General features: G+C 72.1%; 18 protein-coding genes. 8 read left to right on the forward strand and 10 right to left on the reverse strand.

The window, feature by feature from the left end; genetic code table 11:
• Nucleotides 1–23: 23 nt before the first annotated feature.
• Nucleotides 24–2,015: a hypothetical protein gene (locus PV419_RS16710; RefSeq protein ID WP_319689377.1), complete on the reverse strand. Its 1,992-nt coding sequence runs from the start codon at nucleotides 2,013–2,015 to the stop codon at nucleotides 24–26.
• Between the two features lie 344 nt (nucleotides 2,016–2,359).
• On the reverse strand, nucleotides 2,360–3,664 hold the full coding sequence (locus PV419_RS16715; RefSeq protein ID WP_319689379.1) for an MFS transporter: 1,305 nt from the start codon (nucleotides 3,662–3,664) through the stop codon (nucleotides 2,360–2,362).
• Between the two features lie 58 nt (nucleotides 3,665–3,722).
• On the opposite strand from PV419_RS16715, the gene PV419_RS16720 reads away from it, so the two are divergent.
• Nucleotides 3,723–4,145 carry a transcriptional regulator gene (locus PV419_RS16720; RefSeq protein ID WP_319689381.1) on the forward strand — a complete coding sequence of 141 codons (423 nt, stop codon included), beginning with the start codon at nucleotides 3,723–3,725 and terminating at the stop codon, nucleotides 4,143–4,145.
• 10 nt (nucleotides 4,146–4,155) lie between these two features.
• Here the strand turns inward: PV419_RS16720 and PV419_RS16725 are convergent, their stop codons facing one another.
• Entirely contained in the window at nucleotides 4,156–6,213 is a 2,058-nt protein-coding gene (locus PV419_RS16725; protein WP_319689382.1) for a HelD family protein, read from the reverse strand.
• A 244-nt stretch (nucleotides 6,214–6,457) separates the two neighbouring features.
• Here PV419_RS16725 and PV419_RS16730 point away from each other — a divergent pair, with 244 nt between their 5' ends.
• A complete protein-coding gene (locus PV419_RS16730) occupies nucleotides 6,458–7,036 on the forward strand; it encodes a TetR/AcrR family transcriptional regulator (RefSeq protein WP_319689383.1) in 579 nt (192 codons plus the stop codon).
• A 66-nt stretch (nucleotides 7,037–7,102) separates the two neighbouring features.
• Here the strand turns inward: PV419_RS16730 and PV419_RS16735 are convergent, their stop codons facing one another.
• Nucleotides 7,103–8,749, reverse strand: coding sequence for a DNA repair helicase XPB (locus PV419_RS16735; RefSeq protein ID WP_319689386.1), 1,647 nt, complete (start codon nucleotides 8,747–8,749; stop codon nucleotides 7,103–7,105).
• Between the two features lie 117 nt (nucleotides 8,750–8,866).
• Between PV419_RS16735 and PV419_RS16740 the strand changes: the two genes are divergently transcribed.
• Nucleotides 8,867–10,429 (forward strand): recombinase family protein, encoded by a 1,563-nt coding sequence (locus tag PV419_RS16740; RefSeq protein WP_319689388.1) that lies wholly within the window; start codon nucleotides 8,867–8,869, stop codon nucleotides 10,427–10,429.
• Nucleotides 10,430–10,643: 214 nt separating this feature from the next.
• Here the strand turns inward: PV419_RS16740 and PV419_RS16745 are convergent, their stop codons facing one another.
• Nucleotides 10,644–11,315 (reverse strand): alpha/beta hydrolase, encoded by a 672-nt coding sequence (locus PV419_RS16745; RefSeq protein ID WP_319689390.1) that lies wholly within the window; start codon nucleotides 11,313–11,315, stop codon nucleotides 10,644–10,646.
• A 328-nt stretch (nucleotides 11,316–11,643) separates the two neighbouring features.
• Between PV419_RS16745 and PV419_RS16750 the strand changes: the two genes are divergently transcribed.
• Both PV419_RS16750 and PV419_RS16755 read left to right on the forward strand, forming a co-directional pair.
• Complete coding sequence (locus PV419_RS16750) at nucleotides 11,644–12,210, forward strand: hypothetical protein (RefSeq protein ID WP_319689392.1); 567 nt, start codon at nucleotides 11,644–11,646, stop codon at nucleotides 12,208–12,210.
• A gap of 148 nt (nucleotides 12,211–12,358) precedes the next feature.
• The gene (locus PV419_RS16755; RefSeq protein ID WP_319689394.1) at nucleotides 12,359–12,712 is read left to right on the forward strand and encodes a Uma2 family endonuclease; all 354 of its coding nucleotides are present in this window, start codon (nucleotides 12,359–12,361) and stop codon (nucleotides 12,710–12,712) included.
• Between the two features lie 23 nt (nucleotides 12,713–12,735).
• Here PV419_RS16755 and PV419_RS16760 read toward each other — a convergent pair whose 3' ends face one another.
• The gene (locus PV419_RS16760; protein WP_319689396.1) at nucleotides 12,736–15,696 is read right to left on the reverse strand and encodes a helicase-associated domain-containing protein; all 2,961 of its coding nucleotides are present in this window, start codon (nucleotides 15,694–15,696) and stop codon (nucleotides 12,736–12,738) included.
• Between the two features lie 115 nt (nucleotides 15,697–15,811).
• Between PV419_RS16760 and PV419_RS16765 the strand changes: the two genes are divergently transcribed.
• Entirely contained in the window at nucleotides 15,812–17,074 is a 1,263-nt protein-coding gene (locus PV419_RS16765) for a hypothetical protein (RefSeq protein ID WP_319689398.1), read from the forward strand.
• 47 nt (nucleotides 17,075–17,121) lie between these two features.
• Here the strand turns inward: PV419_RS16765 and PV419_RS16770 are convergent, their stop codons facing one another.
• Nucleotides 17,122–18,804 carry a transposase gene (locus tag PV419_RS16770; protein ID WP_319689973.1) on the reverse strand — a complete coding sequence of 561 codons (1,683 nt, stop codon included), beginning with the start codon at nucleotides 18,802–18,804 and terminating at the stop codon, nucleotides 17,122–17,124.
• Nucleotides 18,805–19,271: 467 nt separating this feature from the next.
• Here PV419_RS16770 and PV419_RS16775 point away from each other — a divergent pair, with 467 nt between their 5' ends.
• A complete protein-coding gene (locus PV419_RS16775) occupies nucleotides 19,272–19,898 on the forward strand; it encodes an HAD family hydrolase (protein ID WP_415925316.1) in 627 nt (208 codons plus the stop codon).
• Nucleotides 19,899–19,934: 36 nt separating this feature from the next.
• On the opposite strand, the gene PV419_RS16780 is transcribed toward PV419_RS16775, so the two are convergent.
• Nucleotides 19,935–20,300 carry a hypothetical protein gene (locus PV419_RS16780; protein ID WP_415925321.1) on the reverse strand — a complete coding sequence of 122 codons (366 nt, stop codon included), beginning with the start codon at nucleotides 20,298–20,300 and terminating at the stop codon, nucleotides 19,935–19,937.
• Nucleotides 20,301–20,427: 127 nt separating this feature from the next.
• On the opposite strand from PV419_RS16780, the gene PV419_RS16785 reads away from it, so the two are divergent.
• Nucleotides 20,428–20,811 (forward strand): cold-shock protein, encoded by a 384-nt coding sequence (locus PV419_RS16785; protein WP_319689403.1) that lies wholly within the window; start codon nucleotides 20,428–20,430, stop codon nucleotides 20,809–20,811.
• Here the strand turns inward: PV419_RS16785 and PV419_RS16790 are convergent.
• The gene (locus PV419_RS16790; protein WP_319689405.1) at nucleotides 20,808–21,698 is read right to left on the reverse strand and encodes a 1,4-dihydroxy-6-naphthoate synthase; all 891 of its coding nucleotides are present in this window, start codon (nucleotides 21,696–21,698) and stop codon (nucleotides 20,808–20,810) included. The two genes, PV419_RS16785 and PV419_RS16790, sit on opposite strands and share 4 nt — an antisense overlap.
• Nucleotides 21,695–22,435, reverse strand: coding sequence for a futalosine hydrolase (locus PV419_RS16795; RefSeq protein ID WP_319689407.1), 741 nt, complete (start codon nucleotides 22,433–22,435; stop codon nucleotides 21,695–21,697). The genes PV419_RS16790 and PV419_RS16795 overlap by 4 nt, the downstream gene beginning before the upstream one ends.
• Between the last annotated feature and the right edge of the window lie 30 nt (nucleotides 22,436–22,465).

A 22,465-nucleotide genomic window follows, 5' to 3' on the forward strand; every position in this document is an offset into this window, starting at 1 on the left:
GCCGGGGCCGGGCCGGGGACCGCTCAGTCGGTGGCGGCCAGGTCGGTGGCGGAGGAGCCGATGGTGGTCCATGTGGTGCCGTGGCCGCTCCAGAGGGACACGGTTTTGCGGTCGCTGGAGACGCGGTACACCTTGCGGTCGGTGACGACGAGATCCGCGCCGGCGGTGCCGATGAGGGTCCAGGAGAAGGGCTTCTCGTTGTACTTGAGGATCTGCCCGGTGGACTCGCGGACGATGAACATCCCGGCACCGCCCGCGTAGATCTTGTCGGCGGCGTCGCCGACCGGGAACCAATGACCGGGCTCCGCGGACCATTCGAAAACCATGTCGCGTTCGGGGTTGATGCCCCATACGCGCTCGCCGACCGCGAAATCCGCGCCCGGGCCGCCGACTTCGGTCCACTTCTCCGGGGTGCCGCTGTACTGCCAGATGTTCCCGGTGTCCGGGTTGATCGCGAACAGTCCGGCCGGGCCGGCGTAGAGCTTCGCATACGCGAGCCCGACGCGGGTCCATTTGTCCTTGTGAGGGTCCCAGCGCATGACCGCGTCGCGCTGCGGCTTGAGCGCGTAGAGCGTGCCGGCTTGCTGGATGAACTGGAAGCCGGAGGAGCCGATCGCTTTCCAGCTGCGCGAGGCCGGACGGTACTGGGAGATCCAGCCGTCGGATTCATTGATCCGGAACAGGCCGGCCCCTCCCGCGACGATGCTGTCGGCGTCGCCGCCGATGGACCGCCACGATGTGCCGGTTCCGCTCCATTGCAGCACCTTGCCGTCCTTGGAGACGGCGTAGACGCCGGCCGGGTCGGTGACGTCCGAGTCCTCGACGGCCTCCGAGGACTCGGTGTCGGGCCGGGTGTCCTTGTGCCGGGGTGAGGAGGCCGACGGGCTGGGGGTCGGGCCGCTGCTCCGCGAGGCGGAGGAGGGGCCGGGCGCGGCCGGACCGGAGGAGGGCGGCGGCTGCGGGGCCGAGGACAGAGCGCGAGCCGGGGCCCCGTCGTGGCGGTCGGTGGAGGCGTAGTGGATCACGCCCGCCGTGGCGGCCGCGACGGCGACCGCGACTCCGGCGGCCAGGATCGCCTGATTGCGGCGGCGGTGTGGACGGGCGACCACGGACTGGCTCGTGTCGGCAGGTGGGTTGGAGGCGGGATCGGCTTTGGTGCTGGTGCTGGTGCTGGTGCTGGTGCTGGTGTTGGTGGCGGGGTCGCTGTCGCTGGTCGACGGGGTGTCCCGGCGTTCCAGGACGATGCCCTGGATGATGTCCGACCCGGCCGGGTCGGGGGAAGCCGGGCGGATCTGCTGCCACAGGAGGGCGACTTCGGTTCGCTGCTCCTCCACCTCGTCGTGCACCCGAGCCGACTGGAGGATGAGCGCCCCGCGGGCCGACACGGCCGGCAGGCGGTCCTCATCGTGGCTCTCGTCGCGATTCTCGTCGCCGTCCTGGGCTTCCTCTTCTCCGGGTGCCCTGTCTTCAGGAGGTGGGGGCGCCTGGGTCTCGGCCAGGACCCGCTCCGCGGCCTGTTGGACCTGCCGTACGACGCCCAGCCGGTGGCGTGCCGCGGCCAAGTGCTGCTGCTCCAGCGCCGCGTCGGCTCCGGCGCCGACGGGCTCGTCCGGGTCCGTGAGAGCGGCGATGATCTGCAGCAGGGCCTTGACGAGCTTCTCGGATTCGTCGCGGTCCGCCTCGGCCTGACGGCGCGCCGCGTCGGGGTCGGCCGCCGTGTGGATGTTCTGCTCGGCCGTGTTGGCCGCCTCGTACAGGGCTCGTGCCTTCGCCAGCATCGTGGTCCGCCCGCGCTCGTCCCGGACGCGGTCCTTGACCACGGTGTTGAGCCGGCCCAGCGGGATGATCCGGGCGCCGGACCGGTACTCACTCCACAGGGTCTTGCTGGTGCCGTAACGCTCGGCCAGCTCACGTACGGTCATCCCGGCGGTGAGGTCCCGCAGGAACCCCGCCAGAGCATTCGCTTCTCCTGTGCCGCCCTTCGGCGCTCCCTGCGGCCGCCCGGCTCTCCCCACGCGTCCCCCTGTCCGCGGACAACCGCCGTTGTCCGCCTGGTCTCATCCGCCTGCCCTGTGGCGGTGCGCCGCGCCGCGGGCGGACAACTCCCAGCGCCCGCAGCGTACTGTCACCACCCGATCACACCACCTCGGAGGCCGCGGTGGCAGCCGCATCCGCGAAACGCCCGCCGATCGCACGGACATCAACCGACCGTGACGACCGGCGGCCTGACGGACGGACAGGCCGCCGGCTACCGGAACATGCAGGCCCGCTAACGCAAGGGAATGGTCACGCTGACCTTCCCCGACCACGAGACCGAGGGCGGGGCCCGGGTCGTCACCTGTACCCGGCTCGGCACGCGTCACAGGGACCGGCCTGCCTCTGCCGCGGCCTTCCCGTGGGCGGGGGGCGAGGGCGCCGGGGGCTCAGGCGCGCGCGGGGTGCGCGTCGTGGCGAGGACCGTGGCCGTGGCGAGCAGGGCCAGCAGCATCGCCGTCAGCGGGAACCACCGGTCGCCGAGGAGCGCGACGGACACGCTGCCCGCGCCGCCGCCCGCCGCCATCCCCAGATACAGCGCGCTGCTGTTGAGGGAGATCAGCAGGGGCGCGTTCGGCGGGTCGAGGGAGGCCAGCCGGTGGGGGAGGGCGACCGAGGCGGACCAGCCGGCGACCGGGGTGACCAGGGCGTAGAGCAGCGCGCCCGGCATGGTCCGGCCGAGCCAGGGGAGGGCCAGGAAGGCGAGGGCCGTGACCGCGCTCCCGGTGAGCAAGACGCTGCGTACGCCCCAGTGGTCCACCGCCCGGCCGCCCAGCCAGCTGCCCGCCACCGATGCGACGCCCATCACCAGCATCACCAGGCTCAGCCGCCCGGCCTCGCCGCCCGTGGCCGGGCGCACGGCCGTGGCGACGTAGATGTACACGGAGTTGAAGGCGAGGAAGAAGAGGAAGGTGGTGGCCGTGGCCCCGACGACGCGCCGGTCGCGCAGCGGTGCCAGCCGCTCGCGCAGCCCGGGCGGCGCGAGCGGGGTGGGTGGGGTGGTCGGGGCGCTTGGGGTGCCGGCCTCGGCACCGGCACCGGCCGCAGCACCGGCCGAGCCACCAGCGGCGGGCCGGCCCGGCAGGCCGGGCAGGTCGCGCAGCAGCAGGGCCTGGCCCGCGAGGGCCGCCGCGCCGAGGGCGACGACCAGCCACATCGTCAGCCGCCAGTCGGCGCGCCCGATCCAGGTGCCCAGCGGTACGCCGAGCGCGGTGGCCACCGTCATGCCGCCCAGCACGGTGGCCAGCGCCCGCCCGCGCCGCTCGGGTGGGACGAGCGAGGTGGCGACGGCGTTGGCGGTCGGGGTGTAGAGCGCGGCTCCGGCGGCGGCCAGCACACGGGTGGCGAGCAGCAGGGGGTACGTGGGGGCGAGCGCGCTCAGCGCGTTGGCCGCGGTGAAGAACGCGAGCGCGGTGAGCAGCAGCCGGCGGCGCGGCCAGCGGGCGGTGACGGTCGCGAGGACGGGCGCGAGCAGGGCGTACGCGAGCGCGAAGACGGTGACCATCTGCCCGGCCGTGGGGACGGATACGTCCAGGTCGCGGGAGATCAGGCCGAGAATTCCGGCCATCACCATGGAGTCGGTGCCCACCGCGAAGGTGCCGAGGGCGAGCAGGAGCAGGCGTAGCCGCACGGGTTTCCTCCCCGAGAGATTGTTTGACGTAAGCCCAACAATAGGGATGGTTGGACAGGTGTCAAACTGTCTCGCGTGGACGGATGTCAAACTGTTCCCGGGGGACGAGACGGGCGGGGAAGAGAAGACAGAGAGGGAGGAGGGCGTGGTGGACGAACGGCTGCCCCAGCCCGATGCCGAGGACATCGAGCTGGTCAAGGTCATGCACGCCCTCGGCGACCCGGTGCGCCTGTGGCTCCTCTGCGTCTACGGCGACGGCGAGGAGCACAGCTGCGCGCCCGAGGCGGTGAAGCTCGAGCATTTCCACAAGTCGACGGTCTCGCATCACATGCGGGTGATGCGCGAGGCCGGGATCACCACGACGCGGGTCGCCGGGCGCAACCGCTATGTGCGGCTGCGCCGCGACGAACTCGACGCCAGGTTCCCCGGACTCCTCGACGCGCTGCTCAAGTCCATGCCGTGGAGCAGGCCCGAGTCGTAAGCGGGCCCGCTCAGGCCAGCTGCTCCGGGAGCGGCGCCGCGTGGACCACCGTGAGTCCCGACACCGCCCGGGTCAGCGCCACGTACAGGCGGCGCAGGCCGGTGCGCTCGTCCGGCTCGCCGTCGACCACCGCGGCCGGCTCGTCCAGCACCACGTAGTCGTACTCCAGACCCTTGGCGAGCGTCGCCGGGACGAGCGTCAGCCGGGCCTCGGCGCTCGTCTCCTCGCCGGGGGAGAGATACGCCAGGCCCGCCGCGTCCAGGGCGGCCGCCAGCACCGGGATCCGCGCGTCGGCCGCGATCAGGCCGATCGAGCCCTCGTGGCCCAGCGCCTCGTGGCAGGCGGCGATCACGGCGGAGTCGAGGGCGGCGGGGTCCACCGCCCGTACGGAGAAGTCGCCCGCCGCCTCGCGGATCGAGGTGGCCTCCGACAGGCCGGGGGCGATCGCGGGCAGCAGCCGCGAGGCGTACGCGATCACCTCGCGCGGCACCCGGAAGCCCTGGGTCAGCTCCTCCACCGTGGCCCTGGACTTGCCGAGGTGGACGAGGGCCTCCTCCCAGGTCGCCGTCGCCCAGGGGGTGGTGCCCTGCGCGATGTCGCCGAGGATGGTCGCCGAGCCGGTGGTACAGCGGCGGCCCACCGCCCGGTACTGCATGGGGGACAGGTCCTGCGCCTCGTCCAGGACCACATGGCCGAGCGAGTGCGTCCGCTCGATCAGGTCGGTGGCCTCGTCGATGAGCACCGCGTCCGCCGGCGACCACTTCGCGGACTTCACGCTGCGCGGCGGCTTGGTCCACAGGATGGTCTTCTGCTCGTCGGCGTCGAGGATCCCGTCCGCCTGCTCGGCGAGGAAGTCGGGGTCGGAGAGCAGACGCAGCACCAGCTTGGCCGGGTCGACGGGCGGCCAGATCGCCTTGACGGCCGCTTTCACGGCGGGGTTGCGGGCCACCGCGTTCTGCACCCGGTCGTCGGGCGCCTCGCCGGCCTGTTCCATCCGTACGAGCACGGCGTGTGCGATCCGCTGCGGCAGCGCCTCGCGGGCCGCGCCGTACCGGATGTCGCGGTCCAGCAACTCGCGGACGATCTCCTCCAGTTCGTACGCGGGGACCCGCCAGCGCCGCGAGCCGCGCACCACCATGCACGGCTCGGTCGGCAGGGTCACATGCGAGCGCACGGCGCGGCGCAGCACCTCGGCCATCCGCGCGTCGCCCTTGAGGCCCGCCGCGTCGGCGCCGTCCGCGCCCCGCACCTCCACACGCGCGACGAGGTCGTCCACCGTGGCCTGGCCGACCTGCAACTCGCCGAGCGCGGGCAGGACTTGCTCGATGTAGTGGAGGAAGGAGCGGTTCGGGCCGATGACCAGGGTGCCGGAGCGGGCGAGCCGCTCCCGGTGCGCGTACAGCAGATACGCCACCCGGTGCAGGCCGACCGCCGTCTTCCCGGTGCCCGGCGCCCCCTGGACGCAGACCGTGCCGCCGATTCCGGCTCGTACGATCTCGTCCTGCTCGGGCTGGATCGTGGCGACGATGTCCCGCATCGGGCCCACGCGCGGCCGCTCGATCTCGGCCTGGAGCAGCTTGCTGGCGTGTTCTTCCTCCGTGGGGTCGGTGAGGCGCTCGTCCTCGTACGCGGTCAGCTCGCCGCCGGTGTAGCCGAAGCGGCGGCGCAGCCCGATGTCCATCGGCGCCTTCTTCGACGCCTGGTAGAAGGGCTGAGAGACGGGGGCGCGCCAGTCGATGACCATCGGGTCGCCGTCCGCGTCGTGGACATGCCGCCGCCCGATATAGAACTGCTCACCTTCCGCTCCTTCCGCCGTCTCCGCGCCCGGTGCGTGCAGATAGTTGAGGCGGCCGAAGAACAGCGGGGTGTGGGCCAGGTCGGCGAGGGCCTTGATGCGCTCGTCGACCTGGTGCTGAAGGGCCTCGGCGTTCACCCAGTTGGCGGTGACGTCCTTGATGTCGAGCGCTTCGACGTCGGCGCGCATGGCGCGGAGGGCGGCACGGGACGCGGCGAGGTGGGCGCGCTCCCGCTCGAGCGGATCGGGGTGGTCAGGGGCGTGCGAGGGCACGGCGTAGCCTCCGGCGTGTACACGAAGCAGACAGACAAGGTGCAGGGCTTGAGTGGCTCAAGTGAGAAGCCGGCCGGTTTCCGTCCGGGCGGCGGCTCTCCCCGGTGGTCGGGAGGCGGCAAGACGGGCGATTGTAGCCAGCGCTCCGCGGGACCGCGAATGGTTTTTCCCGCGAGTCGGCCTGGTTGGATGGCGTGGGTCCGGTGTGAAGCGGTTCTGGTGCCGAGGGAACGGGAGGTGGCGCATGCCCCGTGCGGGTCTGACGCCTGAGCGGGTGGCGGAGGCGGCGGCGGATCTGGCGGACGCCGTCGGCCTGGAGAACGTCACGATCTCCGCGCTGGCGCGGAGCTTCGGCGTGGCCGACGCGAGCCTGTACTCGCACGTCAAGAACATCCGCGACCTGCGCGAGCGGGTCGCGTTCCGCGCCGCGAGCGACTTCGCCGACCGCATCACGGCGGCCGTGGCCGGGCGGGCGGGGCGCGACGCCCTGATCGCCTTCGCCAACGCCTACCGGGACTTCGCGCTGGCGCACCCCGGCCGGTACGCGGCGACCCACATCGAGATCGACCCCGAGCTGGCCGCCCAGTCCTCGGGCGGCGCCCGCATCATCGCGGCCACATATGCCGTGTTCCACGCGTACGGGCTCGCCGAGCCGGACCTGACCGACGCCGTACGGCTGCTGCGCAGCACCTTCCACGGCTACGTCAGCCTGGAGGCGATCGGCGCCTTCCGGGACCCGCGCGAGGTCCAGGCGTCATGGGACCGGGGCGTGAACGCCCTGGCCACGCTGCTGGAGAACTGGCCGTCGGCCGCCGCCGACTAGCCGCGGATCAGGCGGATCAGCTGGACAGGCGGGGTCGGCTGGGGTCGGCCGGGGTCATACGTCTGGTCACACGTCCTCGCCCGCCAGCAGCGCGCTCGCGTCCACGATCCGGTAGGCGTACCCCTGCTCGGCGAGGAACCGCTGCCGGTGGGCGGCGAAGTCCTGGTCGATGGTGTCGCGGGCGACGACCGAGTAGAAGACCGCCTGGTGGCCGTCCGCCTTCGGCCGCAGGACGCGGCCGAGGCGCTGGGCCTCCTCCTGGCGGGACCCGAACGTCCCCGACACCTGGATGGCGACCGTGGCCTCCGGGAGGTCGATCGAGAAGTTGGCGACCTTGGAGACGACGAGGACGGAGATCTCGCCCTGCCGGAAGGCTTCGAAGAGCTTCTCGCGCTGTGCGTTGGTCGTCTCGCCCTTGATGACGGGCGCGTCCAGATGCTCGCCCAGCTCGTCCAGCTGGTCGATGTACTGGCCGATGACCAGGGTCTGCTGACCCTTGTGCCGCGCCACCAGCGCCTCGGTGACCTTGCGCTTGGAGTCGGTCGTCGCGCAGTAGCGGTACTTCTCGTCGGCCTCGGCCGTCGCGTACGTCAGGCGCTCGCTCTCCGTCAGGTTGACCCGCACCTCGACGCAGTCGGCGGGCGCGATGTAGCCCTGCGCCTCGATCTCCTTCCACGGCGCGTCGAAGCGCTTGGGGCCGATGAGGGAGAAGACATCGGACTCGCGGCCGTCCTCCCGTACCAGCGTCGCGGTCAGGCCGAGCCGGCGGCGCGCCTGCAGGTCGGCCGTGAACTTGAAGACGGGGGCGGGCAGCAGATGCACCTCGTCGTAGACGATCAGGCCCCAGTCGCGGGAGTCGAAGAGCTCCAGATGCGGGTAGATGCCCTTCCGCTTGGTCGTGAGCACCTGATACGTGGCGATGGTGACCGGGCGGATCTCCTTGCGCGTGCCGCTGTACTCGCCGATCTCCTCCTCGGTGAGGGAGGTGCGCCGCACCAGCTCGTGCTTCCACTGGCGGGCCGAGACGGTGTTGGTCACCAGAATCAGGGTGGTGGACTTGGCGGTGGCCATCGCCCCCGCGCCCACCAGCGTCTTCCCGGCGCCACAGGGGAGGACGACGACCCCCGACCCGCCGTGCCAGAACCCCTCGACGGCGTGCTTCTGGTACGGGCGCAGCGCCCAGCCGTCCTCGCACAGCTCGATCGGATGCGCCTCGCCGTCCACATACCCGGCCAGGTCCTCGGCGGGCCAGCCCAGCTTGAGCAGCACCTGCTTGATCTGCCCGCGCTCGGACGGGTGGACGACCACCGTGTCCGGGTCGATGCGCGCGCCGACCAGCGGCTGGATCTTCTTCGAGTGCAGCACCTCCTGGAGGACCGGGCGGTCGGAGGTCTCCAGGACGAGTCCGTGGGTGGGGTGCTTGAGCAGCCGCAGCCGCCCGTAGCGGGCCATGGTCTCGGCGATGTCGACGAGGAGGGCGTGGGGGACGGGATAGCGGGAGTACTGGACGAGCGCGTCGACGACCTGCTCGGCGTCGTGCCCGGCGGCGCGGGCGTTCCACAGGCCGAGCGGGGTCACCCGGTAGGTGTGGATGTGCTCGGGAGCCCGCTCCAGCTCGGCGAAGGGCGCGATGGCGCGGCGGCAGGCATCGGCCTGCTCGTGGTCGACCTCGAGCAGGAGCGTCTTGTCGCTTTGGACGATCAAGCAGGACACGCATACCTCCGTCGATAGGATCGTCTCGTGACAAGTGAAACACCTGCCGCACCCTCGACCGCTCGGGCTTTACCCCGTGCCCGGCGCCGGAGGGGTGTACCGGCCAGCGCGCCGGGGATGCGTGCCGCTATCTATGTTCGCCTATCGCGCGACACTGAGGAGAGTACTTCCCCGGAGCGCCAGCGCGCGGCCTGTGGGGCGCTGTGCGAGGCGCGCGGGTGGACAGTCATAGCCGTGGAAGAGGACATCGACGTGTCGGGCTTCTCACGTGGCCTGGACCGTCCGGGGCTTCAGCGGATCTTGACGCGCCTTGCTGAGTTCGACGTGATCGTCTTCTTCAAGATCGACCGGCTTGCGCGGTCAACGGTGGACTTCGCCGAGATCATGAAGCTTTCTGAGGCACAGGGGGTCGCGCTGGCGTCGGCGACGGAGCCGCTTGACCTCACGTCGTCCATGGGGCGCGCCATGGCGAAGGTGATCGCGGTCTTTGCCGAGCTTGAGTCGGACACGACCGGAATGCGAGTGTCCAGCGCTCACGAGCACCTGCGCCGTGAGGGCCGATACACGGGCGGGCGCGTTCCATACGGGTACCGAGTTGCCCCCAATCCTGACGGGGCGGGCAAGGTGCTGGAGATCAACCCGGAGGAAGCCAAGACGGTCCGCATGATTGTGGAGCGTGTCCTGGCGAAGGACTCGCTCATGAAGATCGCAACGGACCTGAGCAAAACCGATATCCCATCCCCGGGGCACACCTCGCGACAGACGACGGGTAAGCGCAGCGCCTCGAAGCAGTGGTACACGAACACGTTGAAAAAGCTGCTCACCAACCCGCAGTTACTCGGCCAGGTGATCGAAGACGGCAAGCCGATCCTGCGGACGGATGGGCTGCCGTTGGTCAACCGCTCGCCGATCCTCGACATGGACACGTGGAACGCGTTGCAAAACGAACTGAATCGGCGCGCCAACCCGGGAGGGAAGCGCCGAGAGGGCACGTCGTTGCTGCGGGGTGTCTTGTACTGCCAGGTGTGCGACTCGCGCATGTACACCTACACCGGAGCCAAGGGCCAGGTTCGCTATCGTTGTATTGGTCGCCTGAAGAACCGTCAGCGCACGGGCGAACAGGGCGCGTGCTATGGGCCATCCGTCCCTGGGAAGAACACAGAAGCTCACGTTACGGCCGATTTCCTCGACAAGTTCGGCGATCTCCCGGTAGTCCGGGTGGTGGAGCGCGTGGGGGAGGACTTCCGCCCCCAGATCCGGCAGGCGGAGGAAGCGCTGAGCGATCTTGAGAAGGACCGGTACGAACACGGCCTCTTCAAGGGTGACGACGGCGCCCTGCGGTACGCCATGCAGTACGCCAAGCTGGAGGAGCGACTGGCGTCCCTGAAGGAGAGGCAGCGCAACGCCAAGCCCGCTGGTGTGGAAGCCATGCCCACAGGCAAGACGCACGCGGAGCTGTGGGAGGAGGCGGACATCGCGGGGAAGCGCGACCTCCTGCTGAACGCAGGGGCGTTCGTTCATGTGGCACCCGCTCGGCGGGGCGGGCCGAAACTCGACACGTCACGCTTCTCGGTCTTCTTCGGGGAAGACGGCTTCATCCGGCGCGCTGACGCGGACGGCAAGGGCACCGCACCCGTCATCGACACGATGGCGGAGGAAATGGACGGCACCCTCTTCTGAGCTGAGCCGGCCCGACTGCAACTCCCGCCCCGCCGCTGGACTTGCTTCCTATGGCGGGCCGCTCGTGTGCGTGAGACCGGAGGCGAGAAGCGTGACGCCGAGTGACCGCACGCCAGCGACGTGGGGAGTACCCCTTGTCATCTGCGTTCCCGGCCGACAGCCGATCACCGCCAGTGACTGGACTTACGACTCGAAGTGCAGCGGAACCGGGCACTCAGGCAAAGCCCTGTGCGCCCACGGCGCCTCGCACAAATCGCCGAAGGTGCACACGCACAGTGTCGGGCTGCTCCAACCAGGGCTCGTGCCCTGCGCCCTCGATCCGGGTCAGCGGAACAGCGAGCCGAAGCGCGAGTGATTCAAGCGCCGACACAGGGCGGGGGTCGTCGACCCCACCGAGGACCTCCACCCGTGCGGGCAGGCGCGCACGCAGATCGCCAAGGTGCCCATCGAGCGGATCCGCGTGTCCTTCCTTGCCAAGCTCCCCGTTCATGGACCAGTTGACCGGGCGACGCCGCAGGGCACCCTGGGCTGCCCAGAGCCACCCGCGTTCAGGATCGGCGTGGTCGGTGAACCAGGCCAGCGTGAGCAGCTCGACTTCCTGCTCCTCTGTGCGGTGCGGCAGCTCCTGCAACTCGCGGAGCCGCTCCTGCTGCGCTGCGGACATGCGGCGCCCGCGCTCCGCTCGATCCCCGGTACGCCAATCACCGACGAATGGCCCGCACATCAGCAGCATTGCGGCAACCCGGTCAGAGTGCCTCAGGCAGAACCGGCTCCCCAGATCGGTGCCGTAGGAATGACCGATCAGCACGGCCTTGGGCACATCCCATGCGTCGAGCAGCTCGGCGAGATCGTCAACATGCCGGGCGAAGGAATGGGGGCCTGCCACGGGGATCGGCCCGTACCACGCTGGTCGTACCGGTACACAGGCACGAGGTCCGCGATCATGGGGGCGACATCACCCAGATAGTCCGGCAGACCCGGACCTCCATGGAGCAGGACCGCAGCCGGCTGCCGAGTCGTGTCCCCCAGCGCCGTCCAGCGCACCTGCGCCTCGTCGGTCATCGTCACGAGACCTTGCGTCTCCATCAAAGTCACCGCGCAGAATCTACCGGCGTCACAGAGGCTCCGCCAAAGGTTAAAGAACTTCCCAATGACGATGTCAAGCTGCCGCTGTAACGGTTGGTAGTACCTCGTAGCACTCTCCGTCGCGGATCATGGATTTTAAACGCTTCGACGGCTTCGACGCTGACGGCCAAGGCTTCCTTGCGACTCGCTCCGGAGAGGATCGACCCGAGGTGAGCGAGCGCCCTTCCTGCGCCGTGGCTGTCGTGTGCCTGTCGGAACCGGGCGATCGCACGCCGGAGGATCCCGATGGCCTCATCCGTCCGGCCGTGTTCATTAACAATTTCACGGAAGGCGCGGATTGCTGCAGTGTGCTGATCGATTCCGTCACCGAATCCACCCTCCCGTATCGCCGTTCCGAGATTGTTGAGGGCCATTCCTTCGCCGTGCCGGTCGCCGGGTTCGACGCAGATCTTGATGTCCTGCCGGAAAACGCTCACGGCTTCGTCTTACTGGCGCAGTTCGTCCAGTGCGCGCCCGAGATTGGCGAGCGCCGCACCTTCGCCTCGACGAGGAGGCGCGCTGGGGCGCAGCCGGTCCGCGTGTTGCAGGACTTCAACGGCTCCGGCCTTGTGGACGATCAGCGGTTCGTTCACGCGCCTGGGCCCTTCAAGACGGGGTTGGGGGCAAGCTCCGGTGTTACGCACTCGGGAGGGTGAACGGGAACGGAGCGGCCGACGGGGCGTGGATCGGGGCACCTGCTCCGGGAACGAAGCACCAGTGGGCTTCATCCCGTCTGTGGCGCTTGCTGGACGCTGCGGTCGAGGCGGCCGGTGCGCCGGTGGAGGTGTTCAGACGGTCAATGTGGTGCTGCCAGAGGGGCTGTTCATTCCGGACCTCGCCATCGTGGATGCCGCTGCCGCTGAGGAAGATCCGGTGACCCACGACGCCGAGGCGGTATTGCCTGTCGTCGAGATCGTCTCGCCATCGTCCTCCGGCCGTGGCATGGACCGCCTGCTCAAGCCACCGTTCTACGCGGATGCCGGGATCGAGCACCTGTGGCGGCTGGAGCTGGAGCCCGTGCCCGCGTTGATCGTCTCCCAGATGGGGAACGGCCGTTACGTCGAGCGGCTCGCGGCCGAGGCCGGACACACCACATCGATCGAGAAGCCCTTCCCGGTGGACGTGGACCCCGGAGCGCCGGTCCAGCAGAAGCGCTGACGCGCTGACGGGCTGAACGCCGCTCACACCGAGTCGTCCGCCAGCTCGGCGACCCCCGTGATCCGGTGCAGCGGGTACGTCCGCACCTCGTCGGCCGTGTGGTCGTACGCCGTCACGAAGCCGCCCTCGACGCGCACCGGGGCGATGACGCGCTGGCTCGCCGCGCCGTCCGCGTTGACATAGCCGATCCAGACGGCCGAGCCGGTGAGGGCCGCGGCCTGCATAGTGGCGAGGGTGTCGGCCGAGGTGGTACGGGGGAGCCGGCCGCCCGCGGCGGCGGTCGCCGGGACCGGCTTGTGGGGGGCCGTCGCGGCACGGTCACCGGCGCGGATGGCGCGCACCGCCGCGCCCAGCAGCGTCTCGTCGGGCACCGGCGGGCCCTCGGGCACGGGGACGGGGGCCGAGCGGGGCGGGGTGCGGTGGGCCTCGGCGCGGGTGACCAGCACATCGCCCTCGGCGGACTCGGCGGCCGGCGCGTACCCCATCGCCCGCAGGCCCTCCAGGAGCGCGTCCGGCGCCGCCTGCGCGGCCAGCACGGTCGGCGCGAGGCGCCGCAGCCGCAGGCCCGCCGAGCGGCGGTCGGCGAGGATCTCGGCCAGCAGGGCGTCGTCGTCGCAGCGCACATACGCGGAGGCCGCGCCGACGCGCAGACGGCCGTGTTTCCGGGCCACGTCGTCGATGAGGTAGGCGAGCGGCTGGGGCACGGGGGTGCGGGAGTGCTGCGCGAGGAACACGTGCAGGTCGGACGCCGCCCGCCCGGCGTCCAGCGCGCGGCGTACGGAGGCGGGCGTGAACCGGTAGACCGTGGCGCCGCCCTTGGACTCCACCTCGGCGAGCACTCCGAGCATCGCCGCGAGCGGACGCTCCAGCGGTCCGGGCGCGACGGCGGTCAGGTCGGCCTGCAGGAGGACGTGGTCCAGCGGCTGCGGCAGCAGCGGCGCGAGCAACCGCGCCGCCGCCGCCGCGGCGGCGGCAGCCTCAACCCCGGAAAGGGGTCGGCCGGGGGTGGGAGTGGGAGTGGGGGTGGGTCGGCTCGCGGTCTGGCTGCCGGCTTGGGCGGCTGTCCGGCCCCCGGTCTCGGCGGCCTGGCTCTCAGGCTCGGGGGTGGGCCGGCCCGCGGTCTGGCTCACGGTCCCGGTGGCTGTCCGGCCTCCGGCCTCCGTGGGTGTCCGGCCGGTGGCCCGGCCCTCGACCCCGGGGGCCTCGCCTTCGGCGGTCTGGGGTGCGGTGCTGCGGCTGCCGGTGCCTCGCCTCTTGGCGCCGCCCGTCTCACCGGTCGCGGGGCCCGCCGGGGACGGGACCTTGGGCGGGGGCGGGCCCAGGAGGGCGCGGCCGTGGGTGGAGAGGGCGCCGCGGCCGGTGACGCCGAGCAGTTCGGCCTCGGCCAGCGTCCACTGGGCCAGCCGGGACCGCAGGTCGTCGGCGGGCGCGCCGCGGTGGGCCGGGCGCTCCCAGCGCAGGCGGGCCAGCAGTGCTTCGGCGGTGATCGGGGCGCCGGGCGGGAGGGCGCCGAGGAGCTCGAGGACGCGGCGGCGCACCTCGGGGGCGGGGGAGCGGTCCAGCTCCGGGCCGAGGGTCGCGAGGGTGCGGCCCTTCGCGTCGCGGCCGCCGACCAGGCCCGCGGTGCGGGTCGCGGTCAGCCAGGCGGCGGCGAGCCGCGCCCAGCGCTCCTCGTCGGGCAGCCCCAGCCAGTCGTCGTAGGCGGGGGTGGGCGCGTAGCGCTCGCCCGTCTCGCCGTCCGAGGCGAGCAGCCCGGCCGCGTACGCCAGCTCGATCCAGAACGCGGCCACCGGCTCGGGCACGTCGAGTGCCACGGCGGTCCGCTTGAGGTCCCGTACGCTCAGGCCGCCCGCGCGCAGGACGGGCGGTCCGGCGGTCCCCCACTCGCCCAGCAGCTCCTCGACCGTGGACAGGGCGGTGAAGGCCTGGCCCGCCGCGGTCGCGTCCACAGTCTGTGGATCGTGCCGCGCCGCGGGCGGAAGGGGCGGCGGCAGCGGTTCGGGCGCGCGGTGCGCTCGGCCGCCGCGCAGATGCAGGGCCACCTCGCGGGGCAGCACCACATTGCGCGGCCCGGACGGCAGCAGCAGGCCGCGGGCCAGCAGCCACTCGACGGGCGGGCTGGGTGAGGCGACGGACGCCTCCCCGTACGGCGGGCCCCAGGTCAGCTTGGCCAGGACCGCGGTCGCGGCGGCGGGGGCCTCGGCGAGCAGCGCCGCCATACGGGAGCGGTCGCCGAAGAGCGCGGTGAGGGCGGCCACCGCGGTGACCGGGTCGTGGGTGGGCGGCAGCCCGGCCGTCGCGAGGATCTCCTGCAGCCGGCCGGGGGACATGCCGGCCGTGGCCTCCTGGACGGTGGGGCCCAGACCGGTCGGGGAGGGGGCCGTGGGCGAGGGGGTCAGCAGTTCGTGGGCGGTGCGGACCAGGCGCAGCCGGTCGTCGCCGCCCCAGGCGAGGGCCTGGGCGCGCAGGGCGGCCACGGCGCGGGGGAGCTCGGCGAGGATCTGCTCCCGGGTGGCCTGGGCGAGGTGGTCCGGGGCCTGCTCGTGGGTGGCCTGGGCGGGCTGGGCGGCCTGGGCAGCCTGATCCGGGGGCTGTTCGTCGTGCTCGTCGGCGGCGCCGGGGGCATGAGCACCCTCTGGGGATTCCGCGGCCTCCGGGGCGTCGCCGGCCATCAGGGCGCTCAGCGTCTCGTACGCACACGGGTCCGGCGCGACGGCCAGCGCCTCCGCGGTCTGCAGCGCGAACCGGTCGAGCCGCTCCACGGCTCGTACGACGGAGGCGCGGGTGCCCGCCCGGGTGGCGAGCTGGGTGAGGTCGGTGGGCACGGGGGACAGCAGGTCGGGACGGGCGCGCAGAAGGGTGGCGAGGGCGTCGTCGGGGCGGGTGCGCAGCTCTTCGGCGAGCGTGCGCGGCGCTCCGCGGCCGCTGTCCCGTGGGCCGGTCTCTGCAGGCACGTGTGCCTCCCGATTCCGCGAGCTGGTCATTCGATCCACAATACCGGGGGGCGGTGAGGAGCCGGAGGTGCGGCGGGCCGCCGGTCCGGCGCGGTACCGTCGGAACGATCTGATACGCCAGCGGTGCGCATGGTCAGGGGTCTTGGTGGGGATCGAGAGCGAGCAGCTCGTCTACGACTATCTGAGCCGTGTCGGCGATCTGGCACAGCAGCGGGGTCTGCCGTCCGGCGACCGGATGCGGCTGGTCGCCGGATTGCGCGCCGACATCGACCAGAGGCGGGCGTCCGTCGGTGCGGACAGCCCGGCGGGGGTGAAGCGGATCCTCGCGAAGCTGGGCTCGCCCGCGGAGGTGGTGGCCGCCGCGGACAACCGCCCGGCAGAGGGCGCCGCACCGGATGGTGGCGCGGCGGGTGCGGCAGGCGCGGGGAGCGCGAGCGGGGCGTACGGGAGTGGGGAGCCGCCGTCGCGCGGTGCGGGCGCGGCGGGGATGGCGCGCGCGGCCCGCGACAAGCTGTCCGGGTTCGCCGAGCGCAGCGGGCTGATCGGCAAGGTGCCCACCCCGCGCGACGGCGACTCCCCGGTTCGGCCCGAGTCCTCGTCCGGCGGGTCCTCGTCCGGCGAGGCGTCGGCAGACGGCCTCGGCAAGCCGGCGCACCGCCGGCGGTCGTCCGCCGCCGCGGCGCCGCCTCACCTCGCGGGCGAGGACGAGCTCGGCCCCCGCGAGTCCAACCCCGACTGGTGGCATGTCGAGCCGGGCCCGTTCGGCCGGCCCGAGCAGCGTGACTCGCCGCTCGGCCAGGTGGAGGGGTTCATCGGCGGGGTGGAGATCCCCGAACTGCTCGGCCTGCCGACCGAAGCCGACAAGGAGACCGAGGAAGCCGCCGCGGGAGCCGCGGGCACGGGCACGGAGCAGGGCGCCGACGCGGGCGCCGAGGGGGCGGAGGCCGACACCGGCGGCAAGGCGGCCCAGGCCCGGAAGCCCGGGCTGCTGCGCCGCGCGCTGCGGCGGCGCGGCGGGAAGGGCGACGGGGCCGGAGACGGAGACGGAGACGGGGACGGGGGCCGGCGGGCGGGCTCCCTCAGCCCGCTGGTCCTGCTGGCGGCCGCGCTGCTCGTGGCCGGTGCCGCGCTGGGCAATCTCCTCGTGATGGCCTTCGGCTGGGTGCTCGCCTACAGCACGCGGAAGCTGTCCCGCGCCGAGGTGAAGTGGGCCGTGCTGGGCATGCCCGGCCTGGTCGCGGCCGCGACCATGGCGTGGCTGTGGGGCCGGGCCTCCGGCAGATGGGGCGAGCCCATCCCCGAGAACGGCATGGGGGACGCGGTGCGGGGGGCCTGGCCGGTCGTCGTGCGCGCCGCGGCGATCGCGTCGGCTCTCTTCCTCGTATGGCGCGCGAGGCGCCGGCGCTGACCCGAGCGTTATGGAAGGGCGGGTCGTCGCCGGGGCTCCAACCGTTCCTAGAGACTGAGCGGGAGTGAGTCCTGGTGCCAGGACTCGTGCTCAGCCGTGTGCCCCGAACGGTTGTGGGCACTCCCCCAGCTACCGCTGGGAGGTACCCCCTGGTCCCCCGCTTTCGCTCTGCATCCAGCGCCGACGGATCGTGTCCGTGGTCCGGGAATGCGAGGGCGGCCCGCGGCCGGAGGCCGCTGATGGGCTGCGGCCTCACGCCCCGGGGTGCCCGATACGGCCTGGATGCTCCGATGCCCCACAGCATCGCTCCGGTGCTGTGGGGGCGGTTGCGTCCGTCGCCGGATCGGGCACCCCAGGGCGCGCCGTCCGATCGCCACGGCGGCTGCGTCGTGGCGGGTGGTTGTGCGTGTGTTGGTGGTCAGGGGCTTCTGCCAGTGCTGGGCGCCCCAGCGGGAGGTGTAGGCGGGGTCGACGGCCACGATGGTGATGCCGAGTTCGGCGGCCATGGACACCAGCCTGCTGCGCAGCTGGCTCACGGGCATGCCGGAGATCAGGCAGCGGAAGCGTTTGCGCCGCCCGTGTTTCTCGCGGGTCTTTTCCGCCTGGAAGTCGAGGTCTTCGATCGCGAGGGCCAGGTGGTGGCGTTGGGTCCAGTGCAGGAGGCGGATGAGGGCGTGCCGCACTTGCGCGTCCCGGTGCGGTGCGCTCCCGGACAGGTCGTAGCCGAACCTGCGAGGATTGCCGACGGGGTTGCCGTGGGCGTCCAGGCGCCAGGCGGCCAGATGGTCGGCGTTCATGTCCACACCCACCAGCCCGCCGGACCGTGCAACCTCCAGCGGCACCGTCCTTGCGGGCGGGGTCTGCCAGGAGGCGGTCAAGTACCAGCGGCCACGGCCTGCGTCGTAGTGGATGCGGTACGCCACGGCACGATTCGCCACGACACGGTCCGCCCACTGCTCGCCCCGATGCCCAAAGCGAACCCGGCAGGCCAGCACATACCGGCCATGGGGCGCGTTCGCCAGCGCGGCCAGCGGCGCCGGAAGCCTGACGCTCACCTCACCGTCCGGGGTGACGCGGATCGTCTCGTTTCCGCAACTCTTCCCGGACTCGCCATCGGCCTGGAGGAACCAGCGCTCGGCCTCCCACCGCTGGCGCCACTGCGCCTCGGAAAGCCGGGCGGCCTCAAGGTTGTGCCGGCTGCGCAGCAGCTTCCTGCCACCGCGCACCACCCGCACACGTCCGGCCGCACGGTCGGCCCGCTCCCGCTCCAGCCGGTCCTCGAGCAGGCGCAGACGCCGGGACTTGGCAAACCACTCTGACCGGGAACGGTAACCACCCGGCGCCCCCTTGGAACCCCTCGACCCCACCGGCAGCGACAGCCGGGACACGATCACGCCAATGGCTGCCTGGAGGCTTTGGATATGCGCGAGCTGACCACGCCGGGCCAGCGCCCACTGGTCATGCGTGGCCTTGGTCATACTGCCCGCCCAGCGCGAGGAGGAATCTGGCGTCAACACCCGCTTGCGCTGCGCCCACTGGCGGCTGTCGTGATCCAGCCCAGCCGCGCAACGCGCCTTCAGGTCCCGGGAGGCCAGGGAACCGAGCAGCCCGCCGACCAGGCGCAGGACCCTCTCGTCCGGCCCGGTCAGGCCCTTGAGACTGGTGCGAATCGCCACCCCGGTCGGTCCGGGCACCTCGAACGGCGCCGCCACCTCGCGCAGCTGGCCCATCCCCACCCCCGCCCGGCTCGAAGACCCCGTCACCACTCCCAACGAGCACCCCCCATAAAGGTCACGCATTCGACATAAGAACTCCCATTCCCTTCATTCCCAAGTCCCGTCGCACGGTCGTCGATGCTCACTCATGCACACCAAAACGCACCCAAGCGCTGTCAACCGGCAGCAGCTCACAACCCCTGGCGCTGACCCGCCCGAACGCTTGCGAACACAAAGCTGTCTCCTCCGGCGGTGGCGGGTCGTGGAGGGGAAACCCCACCGTGCGAGCCGGAGGGATTGGCCACCCGGTGGCGGCGGTCATGCCGCAGGTCAGGGGGGCTGATGAACGGTGGACGATGCCCTTTGTCCATGGACAGCTTCTCCGTCGACAGCTTCTCTGCCGACAGGGCGCGAACCGCTTACGGGCACATGCAGAACGTGTGCGGAAGGAAGCGTTCGGTAGCGGAGGCAGAATGTCGGGCATGCCTTCTACGCCTGCGCACCCCGTGACGGTCGGTTTCGACCTCGATATGACCCTGATCGACTCCCGCCCCGGCATCAAGGCCGCCTTCGAGGCGCTCTCCGCCGCCACCGGCACCTTCGTCGACGCCGACCTCGCCATCAGCCGCCTCGGCCCGCCGCTGGAGCAGGAGCTCGCGCACTGGTTTCCGAAGGGGCGGATCGACGAGGTGGGGGAGCTGTACCGGACGCTGTACCCGGAGTACGCGATAGCCCCCACGGCCGCCATGCCCGGCGCCCGGGAGTCCGTCGCCGCGGTGCAGGGGGCGGGTGGCCGTGCGGTCGTGGTGACGGCCAAGCACGAGCCGAACGCCAAGCTGCACCTGAGCCATCTGGGCATCGAGGCGGACGCGGTCGTCGGCTGGCTGTGGGCCGAGGCGAAGGCGGAGGCGCTGCGCGAGTACGGCGCATCGGTGTACGTCGGGGATCACACGGGCGACGTGCGCGGCGCACGCACGGCGGGCGCGCTGTCCGTCGCGGTCGCGACCGGGCCGTGCGGCGCGGAGGAGCTGCGTGCGGCAGGGGCCGACGTGGTGCTCGACGACCTGACCGCCTTCCCGGAGTGGCTGGCCCGCCACCTGGAGGGATGACCTCCGCTCAGGCGTGGGAGCCCTCGCGACCTCCCCCTAAGAGGGCGCTGAGGGCGACGCCGACGGGGACTCGGCCTGCCCGGTCCCGTCGGGGCGGTGCGCACCATCGGCCGCGGCCGCGCGCCGCTGCGCCGCGATCGAGCGCAGCAGGCCGGCCGCGGCGAGCGCGAAGCCGACGCCCATCAGCATGCACACGAAGTACGCGGCCGACGGCAGCGCGTGCAGGCCCAGGAAGAGCGGGGCTACAGTGATCAGAGTGGCCACGGCGCCCACGCCGAAGACGATCACCCCCAGGCGCACCAGTCGATCGCCGGGGGCCGTTGCGTCGTGTCGTGTTTCATTGCTCACCGCAACAGGGTAGGTCGGAGCAGAGCGCTCGTAGGAACCACCACCCGGAACCATCCGGGTACGTCTTGTCACCAGGCTCCGGACCATTAGCCTTGGTGCTGGCGGGTCTTACGACCCGCTGTAGTGCTATCCAGAGCAGTTTTTACGTGTTTTCCGACGAGTGACGAGGACGAGGACAGACGTGCCTACCGGCAAGGTCAAGTGGTTCAACAGCGAGAAGGGCTTCGGCTTTCTCTCCCGTGACGACGGCGGCGACGTCTTCGTGCACTCGTCGGTGCTCCCGGAAGGCGTGGACTCGCTGAAGCCGGGACAGCGGGTCGAGTTCGGCGTCGTGGCCGGCAACCGCGGTGACCAGGCACTTTCGGTGACGGTGCTGGAGCCGGCCCCCTCTGTCGCGGCCGCCCAGCGGCGCAAGCCCGACGAGCTGGCGTCCATCGTCCAGGACCTGACCACGCTGTTGGAGAACGTGACGCAGCAGCTGGAGCGCGGGCGCTACCCCGACAAGGCACAGGGCCACAAGATCGCGGGCATGCTGCGGGCGGTGGCCGACCAGCTCGACGTCTAGACGAAGTCCAGCGCGCCGTGGCCGAGGGGCGGTACCAGCCCCTCGGCCGCCGCGCGTGTGAGCAGCCCGCGCACCGCGGCGTAGCCGTCCTCGCCCAGGTCGGCGGTGAATTCGTTCACGTAGAGCCCGATGTGCTGGTCGGCGACCGCCGGGTCCATCTCCTGGGCGTGCTCCTGGACGTAGCCGCGCGAAGCCGTCGGGTCGTCCCAGGCTGCCCGTACGGACGTACGAGTGGCCTCGGCGATGGCTCGCAGCCGCTCGGCGCCCAGCGACCGCTTCGCGACGATCGCGCCGAGGGGGATGGGCAGGCCCGTGGTGAGCTCCCAGTGCTCGCCCATGTCGGCCAGGCGGTGCAGGCCGTAATTCTGATAGGTGAACCGGGCTTCGTGGATGACCAGCCCGGCGTCGACCCGGCCGTCCCGCACGGCGGGCATGATCTGGTCGAACGGCAGCACGATGACCCTGCCCACCCCGCCCGGCACCTCGCCGGCCGCCCACAGCCGGAAGAGCAGATACGCCGTCGAGCGCTCGCTCGGCACGGCGACCGTCTTGCCCGCGAGGTCCTTGGCCGCCCCCGGCTCCTTCGTGAGCACCAGCGGGCCGCAGCCGCGCCCGAGCGCCCCGCCGCAGGGCACCAGCGCGTAGTCGCGCAGGATCCACGGCAGGACGGCGTACGACACCTTCAGGACATCGCGCTCGCCGCGCTCCGCCATGCCGTTGGTGATGTCGATGTCGGCGAAGGTGATGTCGATCGCGGGCGCGTCCGGGACGCGCCCGTGTGCCCACGCGTGGAAGACGAACGTGTCGTTCGGGCAGGGTGAGTACGCGATGCTCAACGGCTGCGGCGTCGGCTGAGGGGTCGCCTGCGGAGGCGTCTGGGCGGTCATCTGCTGGGTCCCTTCCAGGTGGCGAGGGCGGGCGGGAGGTGGCGGAAGGCGCCCGCCAGGGCGTCGAGCGCCTCGCCGATCCGCCAGGCGGCCCGGTCGCGCGGGCCGACGGCGTTGGAGACCGCCCGTAGCTCCAGAACGGGCACGCCGGACACCCCGTGCGCGGCGGCCGCCTCGGCCACCCCGAAGCCCTCCATCGCCTCGGCGACGGCGCCCGGGTGCCGTCGGCGCAGCTCCGCGGCGCGCCCGGCACTGCCGGTCACGGTCGAGACGGTGAGCACGGTGCCGCGGACCGCCCCCGTCGCCTCGGCCAAGGCCCGTACGAGCGCGGGCGGCGGGAGGTGTTCGACGGTCCCGAAGCCGAGGTCGGTGACGGCGGCGAAGCCGTCGGGGGTCTCGGCGCCCAGGTCGGCGGCGATGATCGCCTCGCTGACGACGACGCGGCCGAGGGGCGTGGGGGCGAAGCCGCCGCCGATGCCGGCCGAGACGACGAGCCCGTACGGCGCGTGCCCGAGTTCGGCGGCGGTGAGGGCCGTGGCGGTCGCCGCCGCGGCGGCGGCGGGGCCGACCCCGGCGGCCAGCGCGTCCACGGTGAGCGGGGGCCGTACGACCCGGTGCAGCGTCCGTCCGCCGGGTACGGAGACCTCGGCCTCGGCGCCGGCCGCTGTCTCGCTTCTTACGCCACGCAGCACCGCGTCCCGTTCGGCGGGCACGGCGGTGACGACGAGTACGCGCATCAGCGGCTCCCGGATCTCCCGGCTGCGGCG

The organism is Streptomyces sp. ME19-01-6 (assembly GCF_033793745.1).
Taxonomy (GTDB): Bacteria; Actinomycetota; Actinomycetes; order Streptomycetales; family Streptomycetaceae; genus Streptomyces.

What these genes read in the sequence shown, in the direction of transcription:
- PV419_RS16730 (WP_319689383.1), top strand. Translation starts at nt 6,458, where the DNA reads ATGCCCCGTGCGGGTCTGACGCCTGAGCGGGTGGCGGAGGCGGCGGCG.
- PV419_RS16740 (WP_319689388.1), top strand. Translation starts at nt 8,867, where the DNA reads ATGCGTGCCGCTATCTATGTTCGCCTATCGCGCGACACTGAGGAGAGT.
- PV419_RS16750 (WP_319689392.1), top strand. Translation starts at nt 11,644, where the DNA reads ATGGATTTTAAACGCTTCGACGGCTTCGACGCTGACGGCCAAGGCTTC.
- PV419_RS16760 (WP_319689396.1), bottom strand. Translation starts at nt 15,696, where the DNA reads ATGACCAGCTCGCGGAATCGGGAGGCACACGTGCCTGCAGAGACCGGC.
- PV419_RS16770 (WP_319689973.1), bottom strand. Translation starts at nt 18,804, where the DNA reads ATGGGCCAGCTGCGCGAGGTGGCGGCGCCGTTCGAGGTGCCCGGACCG.
- PV419_RS16775 (WP_415925316.1), top strand. Translation starts at nt 19,272, where the DNA reads ATGCCTTCTACGCCTGCGCACCCCGTGACGGTCGGTTTCGACCTCGAT.
- PV419_RS16780 (WP_415925321.1), bottom strand. Translation starts at nt 20,300, where the DNA reads ATGGTTCCGGGTGGTGGTTCCTACGAGCGCTCTGCTCCGACCTACCCT.
- PV419_RS16790 (WP_319689405.1), bottom strand. Translation starts at nt 21,698, where the DNA reads ATGACCGCCCAGACGCCTCCGCAGGCGACCCCTCAGCCGACGCCGCAG.
- PV419_RS16795 (WP_319689407.1), bottom strand. Translation starts at nt 22,435, where the DNA reads ATGCGCGTACTCGTCGTCACCGCCGTGCCCGCCGAACGGGACGCGGTG.